Origin of the sequence: Salipiger sp. PrR007, assembly GCF_010499845.1 — a bacterium.
GTDB lineage: Bacteria > Pseudomonadota > Alphaproteobacteria > Rhodobacterales > Rhodobacteraceae > Salipiger > Salipiger pacificus_A.
In genome coordinates, this window is the sequence record NZ_JAAGOZ010000015.1 from 1 (window position 1) to 13,240 (window position 13,240).

Genomic DNA, 13,240 nt, shown 5'->3' on the forward strand with positions numbered 1-13,240 from the left:
GCGGGGAGGGTCACATGGGTCAAATCTCAATGGAAATTACGCGCTCTCCCGGGTCAGTTCTGGGTGGAAATCAACAACGGGCATTCTTACCGTCGGTTTACACTGACCTCGGCAACCGTTGCCCCAAGGCGCGGCCAATCCACCGGCCTTAGGGCGGCTTCTCGATCCACGGGCGGCATCCGGCGCATGACACAGCTGATGCCGCCGCGCTATGGGTCTGGCATGACACGCAAAGAAACCCAGTCGGCCCGTATCGCGCGGGTGCTCGCGGATCGGATCATCTCGGGTGAAATCCCGCCCGGTGCCCGCCTTCGCCAGGATCATATCGCTATCGAATTTCAGGCCAGCCATGTGCCGGTGCGAGAGGCCTTCCGTACGCTGGAGGCACAAGGGCTCGCTGAGGGCGAGCTGCGCCGCGGATACCGCGTGACCGATTTCGACGTTGCCGAGCTGAGAGAGGTGGCGGAGATGCGGGCCAGCCTCGAAGTGTTGGCGCTGCGCAACGCCGCGCCCAAAATGACCCGCGCGATCCTAGCCGAGGCTGATGCGGTCACGCGGCAGGGCGACCGCGCCTGCAGCGTCCGAGACTGGGAAGCCGCGAACCGGCAGTTCCACAGGCTCATCCTTTCGCCCTGTCAGATGCCGCGTCTTCTTCGCAGTATCGATGACCTGCATACCGCCAGCGCACGCTTCCTCTTCGCCGCTTGGCGACGGGACTGGGAGTCGCGCACCGACCATGACCATCGGGCCATCCTCGAGGCGTTGCGGAAGGGGCAGGTCGACTTGGCCTGCACCGTCCTAGCACGGCACGTCGGCTGGATCGGAAAGCGCAAGGCAGCGAGAAAAAACGCCATTATTACTGATACATACGACATTTCTGGATAATTATCTATAATCTGCGTTGTTTTGAAACCGCTCTCTGCCCGAGGTTGATGATCATCATCCAACCAGCCGAGGAGAGCCTTTCGATGACACCCCTGACGCCCACGCACGCGCGTGGCCTGCCGCTCTGGCGCAGCCTTGCCTTTGCCCTTGCCGGCGCCGCGCTGATCACGATTGGGGCCAAGGTCCAGATCCCATTCTGGCCAGTTCCGATGACTCTTCACACGCTGGCGATCTGCGTCGTCGCGGCAGGGCTAGGGCCGCGGCTCGGGCTTGCTGCCATGACGACCTATCTCGGCGCGGGTGCGCTCGGGCTGCCGGTGTTTTCGGGCACCCCCGAGCGCGGCATCGGTCTCGCCTACATGATGGGCCCTACCGGCGGCTACCTCGCGGGATACCTGCTGGCGACACCGCTTATCGGCACCCTCGCACGGGGCCGTGGTTGGCTTGGCATGGCCGCGGCGATGGTTGCGGGCCTTGCCCTCGTCTATGCCTTCGGCCTCGCTTGGCTGGCGCTCTTCGTTCCGAGCCCGAAGCTGCTCGCAGCGGGGCTCACGCCGTTCGTGCTTGGCGATCTCTTGAAGGTCGCGCTGGCCGCGACGCTGGTTTCAGGCGCGAGCAGTCTGAAAGGTCGCCTTGCATGATCCGCACGGATTGGACGATACCGGAGGCACATGCCATCCACGCCCTGCCCTTTCCTGAGTTGCTGGCGCAGGCGCAGGCCACGCACCGTGCTCATTTCGACCCCACCGAGATCGAGACCGCCAGCCTCTTGTCGATCAAGACCGGCGGCTGCCCGGAGGATTGCGGCTACTGCTCGCAGTCGGCGCATTACGACACCGGGGTGAAAGCAAGCAAGCTGATGGGCACAGAGGCGGTTCTTGCAGCCGCGCGACGGGCAAAGGACGCCGGGGCGCAGCGCTTCTGCATGGGCGCGGCATGGCGCGGCCCCAAGGACCGCGATATGGACCATCTTTGCGAAATGGTTCAGGGCGTTGCGGAGCTCGGCCTCGAGACCTGCATGACGCTGGGGATGCTGACCCCGGAACAGGTGACGCGGCTGAAGGATGCCGGGCTCGATTTCTACAACCACAACATCGACACCTCCCCCGACTACTACGCGCAAATCGCCACGACCCGGACGATGGACGACCGGCTGGAGACCCTGTCCCATGTCCGAAACGGCGGGATCCGGGTCTGCTGCGGTGGCATCCTCGGGATGGGCGAAACCGAAGAGGATCGGATCGCGATGCTGGTAACGCTCGCCACCTTGCCCGAGCATCCCCAGAGCGTTCCGGTGAACCTGTGGAATGACGTCGACGGCGTCCCGGTGCAGGAATACGCCGAACCGGTGGACCCCTTTTCGCTTGTCCGGGCGGTGGCGCTTGCACGGATACTCATGCCCGCCTCGGTCGTACGGCTCTCGGCCGGACGCACAAGGATGAGCGACGAGTTGCAGGCGCTGTGCTTCGTGGCGGGTGCAAACTCGATCTTCGTGGGGGAGCAGTTGCTGACCACAGGCAACCCATCCGCCAGCCAGGATGCGGCGCTGCTGGCGCGGCTCGGCATGCGCATCGCGAAGGTGGCGCCGCATAGGTCGCGCAAGACATCTGCTGACACCGCACGTTCGCATCAACCTTTGTAGAGACTTCTGGCGGGCCTTGGTCGCCCGCCAGTACAAGTTCCGCTGCAGCTTTCTTGGCAACCAGCGAACCGCGAGGGCTCAACGCCTGAGTGTCGCCTTGCCGGTAAGCGGTCTTGTAGATGGTCTTCGGATGTCTGTTCAGGCGTCCCGGCTGACCCGCTGCAATCAGCTGACACCCGCAGCCCGTGACCCGGAGGCATGTGCCGTGGCGCGGGCGGCTATGATGGAGCTCGGGCCGGAACCCGGCTCCGCATATGTCAGTGCCCGCCCGAGAACACCAGCGTCTGCACCGGCAGGAACAGCATGCGCAACCGCAGTCCCGCCGCATGCACCACGCCGATCGTATCGACCACGTGCAAGAAGATCCGCGTGCCGGTGCCCAACTCCTCATGTTCGAGCCGGTGGTGGTTGTTGGTATAGAGCATGACGGTACAGCTGCTGCCCGGAGGCACATTGGTCGGCTGATCGGTGTAGAGCGGCTCGAGGTAGACCAGCACGCTGCCGGGGCGCACATCGTCCTGCGGATCGACCAGCCGGTCGCTCGGCCGCAGCTGCCCCGAGGGGATCACATCCTGGACCTCGGTCACCACCATCGGGATGATGTCGAGGGGTTTGCTGAGGCAGCCCATCTCGCCGACCATGCCAGGGTGAATAACCTGCGCGGCGATCTGGTTGAAGGCAGCCTGGAACCGCTCCGCCCCTGCGCCGCTCGGCACGAAGATGCCGGCAGGCCGGGCGAGCGGGCTGATGAAGTCGCCGACCTGAAGCGCAAGCTGCTCGATCCGCCCGTCGACCCCGGCCGAAATCAACGTCTTGCCCAGCTCGGCCTCGGCCAGCGCCAGCTGCGCGCGGGCGCTTTCGAGCTTGGCGGGCAGCACCTCATCGATCCGTTGCTGGGCGCTTTCCTTCTGCAGCTCGGCGGCGCGCAGTTGCGCCTCGCGCTGGTCGACCAGGTTCTCGAAACGCTCGATATCCACCAGGCGAACGGCGCTCGATCCCTGGTCGCGCAACTGCTCGTTGCGCTGCAGCTCTTCCTGCGCCTGTACAAGCGCCGCGCGGGCCTGGGCGATTCCTGCGTCGGCCTGCGCCAGATCGGTTTCAGCCAGCTTTGCGGAAGCGTCGGTTTCGGCCAGCAGCGCCAGCGCCGCATCGACCTGCGCCTGCTGCGACAGCCCGTCGAGCCGCACCAGCGGATCTCCCGCCGAGACCTTTTGGTTGTTCACCACGTAAATGTCCGAGACCCGCCCGCTCACCTGCGGCAGGATGGTCACTGTGCGGAAATAGGAGGACACTGACATGCTGGCCGGGTGGTAGTAGAAGAGCACAGTGATCAGCGAGACGGTCAGGAAGATCCAGAGCGTCAGCCCCCAGCGCAGCTCGTACCACACCGAGAAAAGCGTCAGCTCGTGTCCGAACCGCTTCCCCTGCCCGTAGCGGCGATAGAGATAGTCCGGCAGCAGCGAGACAAGCGAACAGAGGATGGCTTCGAGCAAAATCAGGCCTCCCCGTCGCGATGGCGGAACGCAGGCTCCGCAGCCGGGTCAGAACCATCGGGCTGCGGAATGTCCTCCTCCACGGGCCGGCCGGCGAGCCGTGCGAGAGAGCGCGCGATCGACTGTAGCGGCGACAGCATGTCGGGGAACTGAAAGCCCGCGACCAGCACCGCTGCGACCCAGAACAGGTTGTTGTGGGTGAACAGCGCCAGCAATGCGAGGATGCCGACGATTTGCAATTGCGGGTGGCTCGACTTGTGCGCCATGCGCTCGGGGATCGCATGCAGCGTCAGGTATATGACCCCAAGGCCGATGACGAGCGCGATGCCGAAAACCGTCATCACCGTAAACAAAGTATCAGTGCCATCAGCGCCGACCACGTACCCGGGAATGTGGTCAGGAGCCAATGGGTGAACCGCGATCGCTTCCACTGCCATCCCCTTAGAATTCAATCAATTGCTTTAGAATAGGCAGATTCGCGTCGGGTCGGTTAGCTTTTTCGCCCCACGTCCTTTTTCTGGTCGAAGTCTACCCGAGCCCGCCCCGGGGGAAACCTGGCGGTTGCCTTGAAAGTCGGCAGCACAGGTTCCGATGGACTCTTGACCCAGGCTCGGGCCCGAACAGTCATTTCGGCAGGGCTTGCAAAGAGCAGACGCCTGTTTCAGCGCCTGCCAGTTGGCACGCCGCCCGTCAAACCATGGCGGCTTGCTTGAAACCTGCCAAACGGGCGGCCTTCAGGAACGCGTTGCGGGCATCGTCGACGGAGTTCATGCAGTCCATGGCCGCCTCGACCTTCGCCAAGGCGGTTTGCTGTGCGGCATCGGCCACTGGCCATTTGCGGCGCAGCCAGTAATGCACCTTCTCGATCGTGCAGAAGCGCGTGACGTCCCCGTCTTTCGGGTCGATCAGGATGAGGGGGTCTCCCCAGAAAATTTCCATCATGTGTGTTCTCTTTCGTATTCGTGAAGCCACGGTGCCGCCGATTGCGGCCTCTCTTGCGAGGAGACCAATCAGGGGTGCCTGCGGCGTTGTAAGATGTCCGGACGCGGGACCGCTCATGCGCTCCGGGTGGCCGGATTGATCCTGACCACAGCGTCTTCATTTTAGCGGGCGTCTAGGGTGAGAGACGCCCGGCCGGAGTTCGAGGCGCAAATGGTTCTGCGCCACCAGCCAGACCCTTGGGTCCGCCGGAAACTCTCAGGCCCGAATTCGCTCAAGGTTGATCGTTGCGGCGGGGGTCCGCCCAGCGATGACCTGCATGAGCCATGTTGACCAACATCGGCCCATCTTGCGGCGCCCGAAAGGGCAAGCCGCCGGATCGGATTTTACTCCGACTTTTCCTCGGTCGGCTGCGCTTCGGGCTTCGGAACCGGTGTCGGCGCCGTCCGAGTTCTCTGATAGCCGAACGTCTTTGCTCCAGGCCGTTTCTTTGCCGGCTGGCTCAGGAAGTCCTTGAGGTCCAGCTGCTTTTTCGAAGGCGAATAGCCCATGTCTCTCTCCTCTAAATCGTCAAAGTGAATGGAAGCTGCCGCAGGGCAAGCCCTGCAGCAGCTCCTCCAGGTAAGACTGATGCGGAATGGTCGAGGCCCACAGGATGGACCAATCCACTCGACGCGCTCACCCGGAAATCCGATCTGCTTGGCCCAAAGCGTGCGGGCCGGTCAAACCGTCGTCTGCAATCGCGGCACGGCGCCCGACGGGCAATCCACCCGTTCGGCACCGGCCATGTCTTGGTGATCACGTCTTGTCGCGCGCTTCGCGTGCAGCTTTGAGACGCTCCAGTTTCTCGGCGCGCTCGTCGGCTTCTTCTTGCAAGACGCGCTTGGCGCCCGCCGTGATCCTGTCGAGCTGGGTTTCCGGCCCGGTCCGCTTCTCACCAGACGTCCCTTTGGGCTGAGGCGGTTTCCCGCCGTTCCCGGTCTGCGCCGGAATGCCCTTCAGCAGATCGTCCAGCGAGCGCTTCAAGCCAGGGCCAGATTGCTGGCGGACTCGCGACCGTCACGACCGGTCTCGACATCGAAGGTCACTGCCTGACCGTCGTCGATGCGCGAAATCCCGGCACTTTCAAGCGCCGTGATGTGCAGGAAGATATCCTTGTCGCCGCTTTCCGGCGCGATAAAGCCGAAGCCTTTGGTGCTGTTGAACCATTTTACGGTGCCATTGGCCATGTCCGTAGTCTCCTGAATATGCTGCCCACGACATGCGGCAGCCCGGCAAATGTCGATCCAAGACGATCAACCGAAACCGGGTTAGCGGAAGCAGCATTTCGAAGAGAAAAGCGTAAGCTCAATACATGTGGAGACTGCCGCGCAGGTTTACAAGGACAATCGGAAGTTGGCGAAAATTAAAGTTTGCCAGGGCGAGGCCGATGCACCCGGCACGGGGCCCAGTCCTTGGGCAGCTTCCGATCTGCCGTTCAGGGACCATCCACGCTTACGCTCACCCCCACCTCCAGAGAGAGAAGATCGCACCCCGTCCCGTAGTACCCGCCACTCACCGGCGTCACCTGGGCGATGTTGCGCGCGACCGCCACCGGGATGAGGTTCGCCGACCCCACGGAGCGATTGGTCGGGTCGAAAGCGATCCAACCCGCCCCGGGAACGAAGACCTCGACCCAGGCATGGGTCGATCCCGCGCCGAATGAGCCAAGGTTTTCCCCTGCGGGGTCGTGCAGATAACCGGAGACGAGCCGCGCGCCAAAGCCAAGCGTGCGCACAGCCTCGGCAAAGAGGACCGCGAGATCCCGGCACGAGCCCCAGCCTCTGTCCAGGGTCTCGAGCGGCCCCTGGGTCCCTTCCGACGAGCGGCTTTGATAGGAAACCCAGGCGTTCACCCCGTTCGCCACGTCCTTGAGCAGCGACAGGGTGTCGGTCGGCCCATCCATCACAAAGCTATCCACCCAGCGTGCCAGCCTGCCGGCGTCGTCCGCATACTGGGGCTGGGCAAGCGGCCCGAGATCGGTCCAATGATCGCCCTCGTAACGAAAGGGATAGGACGCCGCAGAGGCGGCAATCGCAAAGACCGGCCAAGTCGGAGCACTCAACTCCACCGTCATCCGCGATTGGATGCACAAAAGCTCGGAGGAGGTGTCGAAGGTGGCCGATGCGACCGCGTTGCCAGCGACGTCCTGAGCCCAGTCGATCCGAGCGGAGGGTGAGATCTGCAGATCGAATGCGACCAGGCGCAAGTCTCTCGTCTCTCGGGGGCGGAGCATCAAGCGATGGGGGCCAATGGCCACGGCCTTTCCGTAGCGATACGTTGTGATGTGCGAGATGCTCAGCGTTGTCATGAGAGCTCCTATGGCCCCACGCCGGAGGCGCGATGCCGGGCACGGCCCGAGTCGGCCGGCCGGGACGATCGCCAGGTGGCCGACCGTTTGCAGTGACCACAGATTCTCTCGCCGAAACCCGTGCTCAAGAAACGCGCGCCGCAGCGCAAACACTTGCGCTCCGCCTCCACGTCACCGCGGGCCTTGGTCAGAGCCGGCCGCCTCTCTTCGTCTTCGGTCATAGTGTCGGTCCTTCGCCTTCCTTGAGCAGATCGAGATCCTTGAGCGCCTCTTCGATGATCGTCTGGATCATGGCCTCTCTGATCTCAGGCTCATTCTGGTGTTGCCGCAGCAGGATACGCACTTGCTCCATCGCCTCGATCCACCGGCGCAGTGAATCTGCCAGCAACATCACGTCGATTTCGACGCCGCTGTGATCGAGATGGGCCAGAAGTCCGGAATTCGCCGCCATACGGCGAATGCGGCTTTCGAGCCGACCACTGGGCGTCCTGTGGCGGTCGAGGTCGATGGGAAGGTTTGTCACGGTGCGGCTCCCCGAAGTGCCAGCTTCACCGCCCGCCCCCAGAACCGGCGCGTATCGAGATGCATCATTCACCGATGCCCGGCCGAGAAGACCCCGAAAAGGGGAACATGTCGGGCTTGCTGCCCGCGCCTCTGGCAGGAGGGTGGGCACCTTGGGCACGATGCAAGGGACTGCCGCTTGTGGGTGATCTTGTGGCATAATAGTGGCGCAGCTCTCGCTCGCTGACGCCGTCCGCCAGCATCACCATCCGAATGAGCGGATCCGCCAGCATCTTCTCGAGGAAAGTGTCTCTCAGCTCCGTTTCCCCCATCCTGTCGGTCGCCATGGCCTGCTCCAGCTCGCCAAGCGGGACGGTCAGGGTGCGTGCGAGGCCCGGGTGAGCGATCTGGGGGTGCAGATGGACGAGAACCGACGCGGCAAGGCTTTCGTCGGCTCTTACGGTACCTATGCTAAGCAATTCGCTCTCGATGAGGTACTCGCCAGCTGGCAGTGTTTCATCAAAGCTCTCGAGCTCAAAGGGTTTGTGAAAGACGACGATGGTGGGGATCGGAGTGGTCATGTCTGGTCTCCCGGCAAAACTCTTGGTCGTAAGGCTGTGGGCGGAATAGCGAAGCGTCTCCGCTGATCTGGCGCAGCCACCAGTGGATCCTTGCGTGTCAGGCCAAAGAGAGCGTCAGGCACCTCCATGAAGCTGGAAAAGGCGTCACTCCACGGTTTCTGGATTGCCGGCCAGCTCAGCCTCCTCGGTCCAGACCTGGAAGCCCGTGAGCGTGTTCGGCCCAAAAGTCTGCGTCAGCGGAACGTCCGCCGCGTCTCGCCCCCGGGCAATGAGAATTCGCGCGGTCCGACGCGTGTTGTTTCGCGGATCGAAGACCCACCAGCGCCCGTCGAGGAACACTTCCATCCAGGCCGCGAAATCGCCCGGGGGGTGCGGCTCCGGCTCACCAATGTCGCTCAGGTAGCCCGTGCAGTATCGGGCGGGGATGTTCATGCACCGGCAGAAGGTGATCGCGAGATGGGCAAAGTCGCGGCACACGCCATGCCGGGCGGACAGGGCCTGTGACGCCGTGCGCGTCGCATCGGCCTTCATGTAATCGAATCTGATCGTCTGGTGGACGTGGTCACAGATGGCTTGGACTCGCGCCCAGCCCGGGGGGGTGCCTTCGAAAAGCTGCCACGCCTGCTCGGATAGGATGTCGGTGTCGCAGTAGCGGCTTCCCAGCAGGAACACGAGCGTCTCGAACGGCAGGTCTTCGACATTGTGCTGGCGTGCCCCCGGAAACGTCGGATCGGGCTGCCCGGTATCGCGAAAGATGCCGCTGCTGGACAAGGTGAACTCCCCGGCCGGGGCAAGCATCCGGGTACACCAGTTGCCGAAGCCGTCGCGATAGCTTTCGAGCGAGACGCTGGGGGAGGTGACAAGATAGTCCGCCTGCTCAAGATCGCCGAAGCGTGAGTAGTGGACGTTCAGCATCGCGATCAATGGTGTCGGCTGCACGAAGGTATATTGCAGGCGGCAGCCTATTTTAACTCGCATTTGGATCTCCTTGGCGCCGCATGGGCGCCGATGGTTTGCGGCGAAACTGGCCAGCGCAGGAAAGTTGAGGAAGCGCGCCTCGGGACTGCGGGGGCAGGATACGGATCAGAGGGCGAGCGCGCTCAGACAAGCCTTGGCGATGTCCGCATCCGGCTTCTCGGCGCCGGGGACCGTCGCCCAACCCGCCGACATTACGGCGTCTTTTTGTTTGTAGGTGTTGGCCGCGCGGATCGTTTCCATCTTCGCGCTGCGCTCAGGGTCACTCTGCGCCAAGTCAAGACAAACCGGGACCATTGCCGCAATGACGCTGTCATGGCTTGCGGTCTGCGCGCGTGTCGCGGCGCCTCCTGCGGTCTGCCAGCCGCCCCAAGAGAACCCGAGGACGGCAAGGGCGACAGCCCCGATGGCGGCGCCATAAACGCCCGGTTTGAGCCAAGAGACGGTTTTCATTTTATTGTCCTCCAAGGAAGTGACCATGCACGTCCCACCATTCTTGGAGAGGATGCCACGCTGGTCATACGGCAGTGGGAGCGCGCACGCGCTTACACATGTTAGCGGCCGCCCGCACGCCAACGCGACCGCGCGCCGGATCATGCCCCCGGCAGCAACGGTCCCTCTTGGTCCAGATAGGTCGGATCAAAATCCGCGAGCGTCACGAGCCCGTTGTAATCCTGGAACGACACGTGGCCGTCCCGGAATGTGACCAGCCCCCTTTCCCGCAACTGCCGCAGCACGCGGTTCACATGGATGGCGCTCAGACCCAGGGCATCCGCCAGGTGGTACTGTGTCAAAGGGCAGTCATAGCCGCCTCGGCCTCCCAGCCCGACCAGCGACAAACGGCACGCGAGTTCCAAAAGAAAATGCGCCATGCGCGCCGCAGCATCGCGTCGACCGATGCCGACGAGATGCTCGACCACCATGGCCTCGTCCCGAGAGGCGGCCCAGAAGATCGCGGTTGCAAGACGCGGCATCTGAGTCAGGACGTTCAGAAGATCCTCGGACAGCACCTCGATCGCCTCGATGTCGGTGATCGGCTCGAAGCTGTGGTCGGAGGTGCGCAGAAGAACGCTGCGCAGTCCGAGAAAATCGCCGGGGATCTGGACATCGACGATCTGCCGCGTGCCGTCTGCTTGGATCTTGTACGAGCAGGCCCATCCGGAGGCGAGAACGTAGGCCGCTTGCCGCGATTGCCCCTGATAGACAAGGTCTCGCCCAGCTGAGAAGGATCTGCGGCGCTCGTGAAGGCGCTCGAGTACCGCCATCTCGCTGTCGTTGAAAACCGCGAAGGCCGAGAGTTTGCGGGCGAGAGGGCTGTCTGTTGCGGAAGTCATTGGGCCCTCATGGAATTCGGAATTTCGCGGCTCCCAAAAAATCTAAATGACTGCTTCAGGTTAGCGCACCATAGCAGGGTTCCGGCCAAAGTGCAGACGACAAACGGAGAGCCGTTTCTTCCCGCTTCACGAAGGAGAGAAGATCAAGATGCGCAACGGTGTCGAATACCTCGGTGTTGCCGCGGTCTCCATTTGCGAGGCGCTCCTGCTTGCCCTGAGCGAAAACGAGGTCCTTCCCGACGGCGAGATTATGGGACTCTTGAAGGATGCCGCCGCAACACATGAAAACGCGGCAAAGGCATCCCACCAGCCAGCAACCATCGAGATGCACCGCGAGGTCGCGGCCATCATCAACGGCATCATCGCTGGCCGAGCGGCGGCCACACAAGAGCGCTGATTTTCTGAACCAGAAAGTTTGAGGGAACCAGAAAACCTGGCGATGCCGCGTAGCTCCATCCGTCTGGCGGGCCGAGCTACGGCTCCTGCTGCTGTGCCGCAGTTGGGCTGCGAGCCCCAATTCGACGTTCAAGACGGCGGCATCCAAGGGGGGTTCGCATGCGCAGCATCAGACAAACCCATCACGGGATGCGCAGACCGCACTTTGACTTTCCGGGGGGGGGGGGGCCGACGTCGCAAGCCACAGCGGCAATAGCGAAATCGAGATGGCGTTTTCAGCGCACCGCTCGGGACATTCTGCTCCAGTCCTGTGCCATATCGACAATCAGCCAACCGCGCCCTTCGCCTTCGTCCAGCCCGAGGTCCAGTTGCCCGACGTGGCGGTCGCGGGTCATAGGCGAACTCCCGGTCCGCGCCGGTGTGATGCACCAGCATGCTGAAGGACGGCCCCGCGTTCATCCCGCAGGGCCAAAATTTTTAAAGCCACGCGCCAGCGCTCACTGCGTGCCGCCCGGTTGCGCGAGTTTCTCCATCACCTTGTCGAGGCCGAAGGATGCCGCTTCCTGACGTGGCGGGTATTCCTTGAAGCTCTCGAGGAAGTTGGCCACGTAGGTCTGCGCCGGCACGAACATGTAGGCACGGTCGAGCATCCAGTCGTAGAAGGTATTCGACGTCCGGTAGCCCCGCTCATAGGGATCGCGGCGCAGGTTGAAGACGAGCGGCGTGCGCAGCGGCGTCAGCAACTCGATCCAGGCGCGGAACGTGGCCCAGGCCTTTTGCTCGAGGAAAGTGATCTTCCAGTCGGCATAGCGCAGCGCCATCAGGTCGCCATCATCGGAGAAATAGAAGATCTCCTTGCGCGGGCTCTCTTCGGTTTCGCCGGTCAGCAGCGGCAGGATGTTGTATCCGTCGAGATGGACCTTGTAGTCACGGCCACCGCCCACTTCGGCGACAGTGATGCCTTCCAGCAGGTCGTCCTTGATCGTCTCGTTCCCGGCAGCGGCAAGGAAGGTCGGCAGCCAGTCCATGTGATGGACGATCTCGTTGACCACTTCGTCCTCAGGGATATGCCCCGGCCAGCGCACCATCGCAGGCACGCGCCACGCGCCTTCCCAGTTGGTGTTCTTTTCGCCCCAGAACGGCGTCATCCCGGCATCGGGCAAGGTGTTCATATGCGGGCCGTTGTCGGTGGAATAGAAGACGATGGTGTTGTCCGCGATCCCGAGCTCGTCCAGCTTGTCGAGGAAAACGCCGATATCGGCGTCATGCTCGATCATGCCTGCGGTGTATTCGTCGACCTGTTTGCCGACGATCTCGTTGGCTCTTGCGCGGTTCTCTTCGCTGACATGCGTGCGGAAGTGCATGCGGGTGCCACTCCACCAGACGAACCAAGGCGTGCCCTGCTCGTTGGCGCGTTCGATGAAATCGATCGCCGCAGCGGTGGTCTCGTCATCCACGGTTTCCATGCGCGTCTTCGTCAACGGTCCGGTGTCCTCGATTTCGCCGTCAGCGTAGGAATGTTTGACGCCGCGTGGACCGAAGGCTTCCCGGAAGGTTTGGCCGTCAGCGGTCATCATGTCGGCCGGATAGTCCTCGTTCTCGGGCTCTTCCTCGGCGTTGAGGTGATAAAGGTTGCCAAAGAACTCATCGAATCCGTGGTTGGTCGGCAGGTGCTCGTCGCGGTCGCCGAGGTGGTTCTTGCCGAACTGGCCGGTCGCGTAGCCCTCGGCCTTGAGCAGGCCCGCGATGGTCGGATCTTCGACCTGCATGCCTTCCTGCGCGCCGGGCAGGCCGACCTTTGACAAACCTGTGCGGAACACCGACTGGCCCATGATAAAGGAGGAACGGCTGGCTGTGCAGGATTGCTCACCGTAGTAGTCGGTGAACATCATGCCCTCCTTCGCGATCCGGTCGATGTTGGGCGTCTCGTAGCCCATCAGCCCCCTCGTGTAGGCCGATATATTGGATTGGCCCACATCATCGCCCCAGATCACCAGAATGTTCGGCTTCGCGGCGGTTGCCGTGTCCTGTGCCGCGAGTCGGCCGCCCGATACCGCGACTGCGGCCACGGCCATCAGAAATAGATGCGCTTTGTGTCTTGGTGACATGACTGTCTCCCTGTCAGCGTAATTCGCTCGGTACAG

The 13,240-nt window shown here is 62.9% G+C and carries 17 protein-coding genes; 4 read left to right on the forward strand and 13 right to left on the reverse strand.

All coding sequences use genetic code 11. The features are described 5' to 3' along the window. Positions 1-222: 222 nt before the first annotated feature. From G0Q01_RS05780 to bioB, 3 genes are all read left to right on the forward strand, one after another. Entirely contained in the window at positions 223-885 is a 663-nt protein-coding gene (locus G0Q01_RS05780) for a GntR family transcriptional regulator (RefSeq protein WP_108970986.1), read from the forward strand. 83 nt (positions 886-968) lie between these two features. Beyond that, positions 969-1,526, forward strand: a complete 558-nt coding sequence (locus G0Q01_RS05785; RefSeq protein ID WP_164213069.1) for a biotin transporter BioY — start codon at positions 969-971, stop codon at positions 1,524-1,526. Further along, complete coding sequence (gene bioB, locus G0Q01_RS05790; protein ID WP_164196031.1) at positions 1,523-2,527, forward strand: biotin synthase BioB; 1,005 nt, start codon at positions 1,523-1,525, stop codon at positions 2,525-2,527. Before G0Q01_RS05785 ends, bioB begins: the two co-directional genes overlap by 4 nt. Before the next feature lie 257 nt (positions 2,528-2,784). Here bioB and G0Q01_RS05795 read toward each other — a convergent pair whose 3' ends face one another. The 12 genes from G0Q01_RS05795 to G0Q01_RS05850 form a co-directional block, all read right to left on the reverse strand. Continuing rightward, positions 2,785-4,020 carry an HlyD family secretion protein gene (locus tag G0Q01_RS05795; RefSeq protein ID WP_164196029.1) on the reverse strand — a complete coding sequence of 412 codons (1,236 nt, stop codon included), beginning with the start codon at positions 4,018-4,020 and terminating at the stop codon, positions 2,785-2,787. A 2-nt stretch (positions 4,021-4,022) separates the two neighbouring features. Next, positions 4,023-4,457: a hypothetical protein gene (locus G0Q01_RS05800; RefSeq protein ID WP_164196027.1), complete on the reverse strand. Its 435-nt coding sequence runs from the start codon at positions 4,455-4,457 to the stop codon at positions 4,023-4,025. 253 nt (positions 4,458-4,710) lie between these two features. After that, positions 4,711-4,962, reverse strand: a complete 252-nt coding sequence (locus tag G0Q01_RS05805; RefSeq protein ID WP_108970944.1) for a DUF982 domain-containing protein — start codon at positions 4,960-4,962, stop codon at positions 4,711-4,713. A gap of 383 nt (positions 4,963-5,345) precedes the next feature. Then, positions 5,346-5,510 carry a hypothetical protein gene (locus tag G0Q01_RS05810; protein WP_159099742.1) on the reverse strand — a complete coding sequence of 55 codons (165 nt, stop codon included), beginning with the start codon at positions 5,508-5,510 and terminating at the stop codon, positions 5,346-5,348. Positions 5,511-5,757: 247 nt separating this feature from the next. After that, on the reverse strand, positions 5,758-5,985 hold the full coding sequence (locus G0Q01_RS05815; protein ID WP_164196025.1) for a hypothetical protein: 228 nt from the start codon (positions 5,983-5,985) through the stop codon (positions 5,758-5,760). Next, entirely contained in the window at positions 5,982-6,188 is a 207-nt protein-coding gene (locus G0Q01_RS05820) for a cold-shock protein (protein WP_164213070.1), read from the reverse strand. The genes G0Q01_RS05815 and G0Q01_RS05820 overlap by 4 nt, the downstream gene beginning before the upstream one ends. 248 nt (positions 6,189-6,436) lie before the next feature. Continuing rightward, on the reverse strand, positions 6,437-7,309 hold the full coding sequence (locus G0Q01_RS05825) for a transglutaminase family protein (protein ID WP_164196022.1): 873 nt from the start codon (positions 7,307-7,309) through the stop codon (positions 6,437-6,439). Between the two features lie 217 nt (positions 7,310-7,526). Then, positions 7,527-7,832 carry a hypothetical protein gene (locus tag G0Q01_RS05830; protein WP_159099743.1) on the reverse strand — a complete coding sequence of 102 codons (306 nt, stop codon included), beginning with the start codon at positions 7,830-7,832 and terminating at the stop codon, positions 7,527-7,529. Between the two features lie 64 nt (positions 7,833-7,896). Next, positions 7,897-8,391: a hypothetical protein gene (locus tag G0Q01_RS05835; RefSeq protein ID WP_203594918.1), complete on the reverse strand. Its 495-nt coding sequence runs from the start codon at positions 8,389-8,391 to the stop codon at positions 7,897-7,899. Positions 8,392-8,535: 144 nt separating this feature from the next. Next, positions 8,536-9,369, reverse strand: a complete 834-nt coding sequence (locus tag G0Q01_RS05840) for a transglutaminase family protein (protein ID WP_108970949.1) — start codon at positions 9,367-9,369, stop codon at positions 8,536-8,538. A gap of 105 nt (positions 9,370-9,474) precedes the next feature. Then, positions 9,475-9,819 (reverse strand): hypothetical protein, encoded by a 345-nt coding sequence (locus G0Q01_RS05845; RefSeq protein WP_164196020.1) that lies wholly within the window; start codon positions 9,817-9,819, stop codon positions 9,475-9,477. A 140-nt stretch (positions 9,820-9,959) separates the two neighbouring features. After that, positions 9,960-10,700 carry a Crp/Fnr family transcriptional regulator gene (locus tag G0Q01_RS05850; protein WP_164196018.1) on the reverse strand — a complete coding sequence of 247 codons (741 nt, stop codon included), beginning with the start codon at positions 10,698-10,700 and terminating at the stop codon, positions 9,960-9,962. 148 nt (positions 10,701-10,848) lie between these two features. Between G0Q01_RS05850 and G0Q01_RS05855 the strand changes: the two genes are divergently transcribed. Then, complete coding sequence (locus G0Q01_RS05855) at positions 10,849-11,097, forward strand: hypothetical protein (protein ID WP_164196016.1); 249 nt, start codon at positions 10,849-10,851, stop codon at positions 11,095-11,097. Between the two features lie 496 nt (positions 11,098-11,593). On the opposite strand, the gene G0Q01_RS05865 is transcribed toward G0Q01_RS05855, so the two are convergent. Beyond that, the gene (locus tag G0Q01_RS05865) at positions 11,594-13,204 is read right to left on the reverse strand and encodes an arylsulfatase (protein ID WP_235939688.1); all 1,611 of its coding nucleotides are present in this window, start codon (positions 13,202-13,204) and stop codon (positions 11,594-11,596) included. Positions 13,205-13,240: the final 36 nt, after the last annotated feature.

Bases quoted from the DNA above. Each gene is read 5' to 3' on its own strand.
- bioB (WP_164196031.1), top strand. From the start codon at position 1,523: ATGATCCGCACGGATTGGACGATACCGGAGGCACATGCCATCCACGCC.
- G0Q01_RS05825 (WP_164196022.1), bottom strand. From the start codon at position 7,309: ATGACAACGCTGAGCATCTCGCACATCACAACGTATCGCTACGGAAAG.
- G0Q01_RS05855 (WP_164196016.1), top strand. From the start codon at position 10,849: ATGCGCAACGGTGTCGAATACCTCGGTGTTGCCGCGGTCTCCATTTGC.
- G0Q01_RS05840 (WP_108970949.1), bottom strand. From the start codon at position 9,369: ATGCGAGTTAAAATAGGCTGCCGCCTGCAATATACCTTCGTGCAGCCG.
- G0Q01_RS05865 (WP_235939688.1), bottom strand. From the start codon at position 13,204: ATGTCACCAAGACACAAAGCGCATCTATTTCTGATGGCCGTGGCCGCA.
- G0Q01_RS05800 (WP_164196027.1), bottom strand. From the start codon at position 4,457: ATGGCAGTGGAAGCGATCGCGGTTCACCCATTGGCTCCTGACCACATT.
- G0Q01_RS05850 (WP_164196018.1), bottom strand. From the start codon at position 10,700: ATGACTTCCGCAACAGACAGCCCTCTCGCCCGCAAACTCTCGGCCTTC.
- G0Q01_RS05785 (WP_164213069.1), top strand. From the start codon at position 969: ATGACACCCCTGACGCCCACGCACGCGCGTGGCCTGCCGCTCTGGCGC.
- G0Q01_RS05845 (WP_164196020.1), bottom strand. From the start codon at position 9,819: ATGAAAACCGTCTCTTGGCTCAAACCGGGCGTTTATGGCGCCGCCATC.
- G0Q01_RS05820 (WP_164213070.1), bottom strand. From the start codon at position 6,188: ATGGCCAATGGCACCGTAAAATGGTTCAACAGCACCAAAGGCTTCGGC.
- G0Q01_RS05805 (WP_108970944.1), bottom strand. From the start codon at position 4,962: ATGATGGAAATTTTCTGGGGAGACCCCCTCATCCTGATCGACCCGAAA.
- G0Q01_RS05780 (WP_108970986.1), top strand. From the start codon at position 223: ATGACACGCAAAGAAACCCAGTCGGCCCGTATCGCGCGGGTGCTCGCG.
- G0Q01_RS05810 (WP_159099742.1), bottom strand. From the start codon at position 5,510: ATGGGCTATTCGCCTTCGAAAAAGCAGCTGGACCTCAAGGACTTCCTG.
- G0Q01_RS05835 (WP_203594918.1), bottom strand. From the start codon at position 8,391: ATGACCACTCCGATCCCCACCATCGTCGTCTTTCACAAACCCTTTGAG.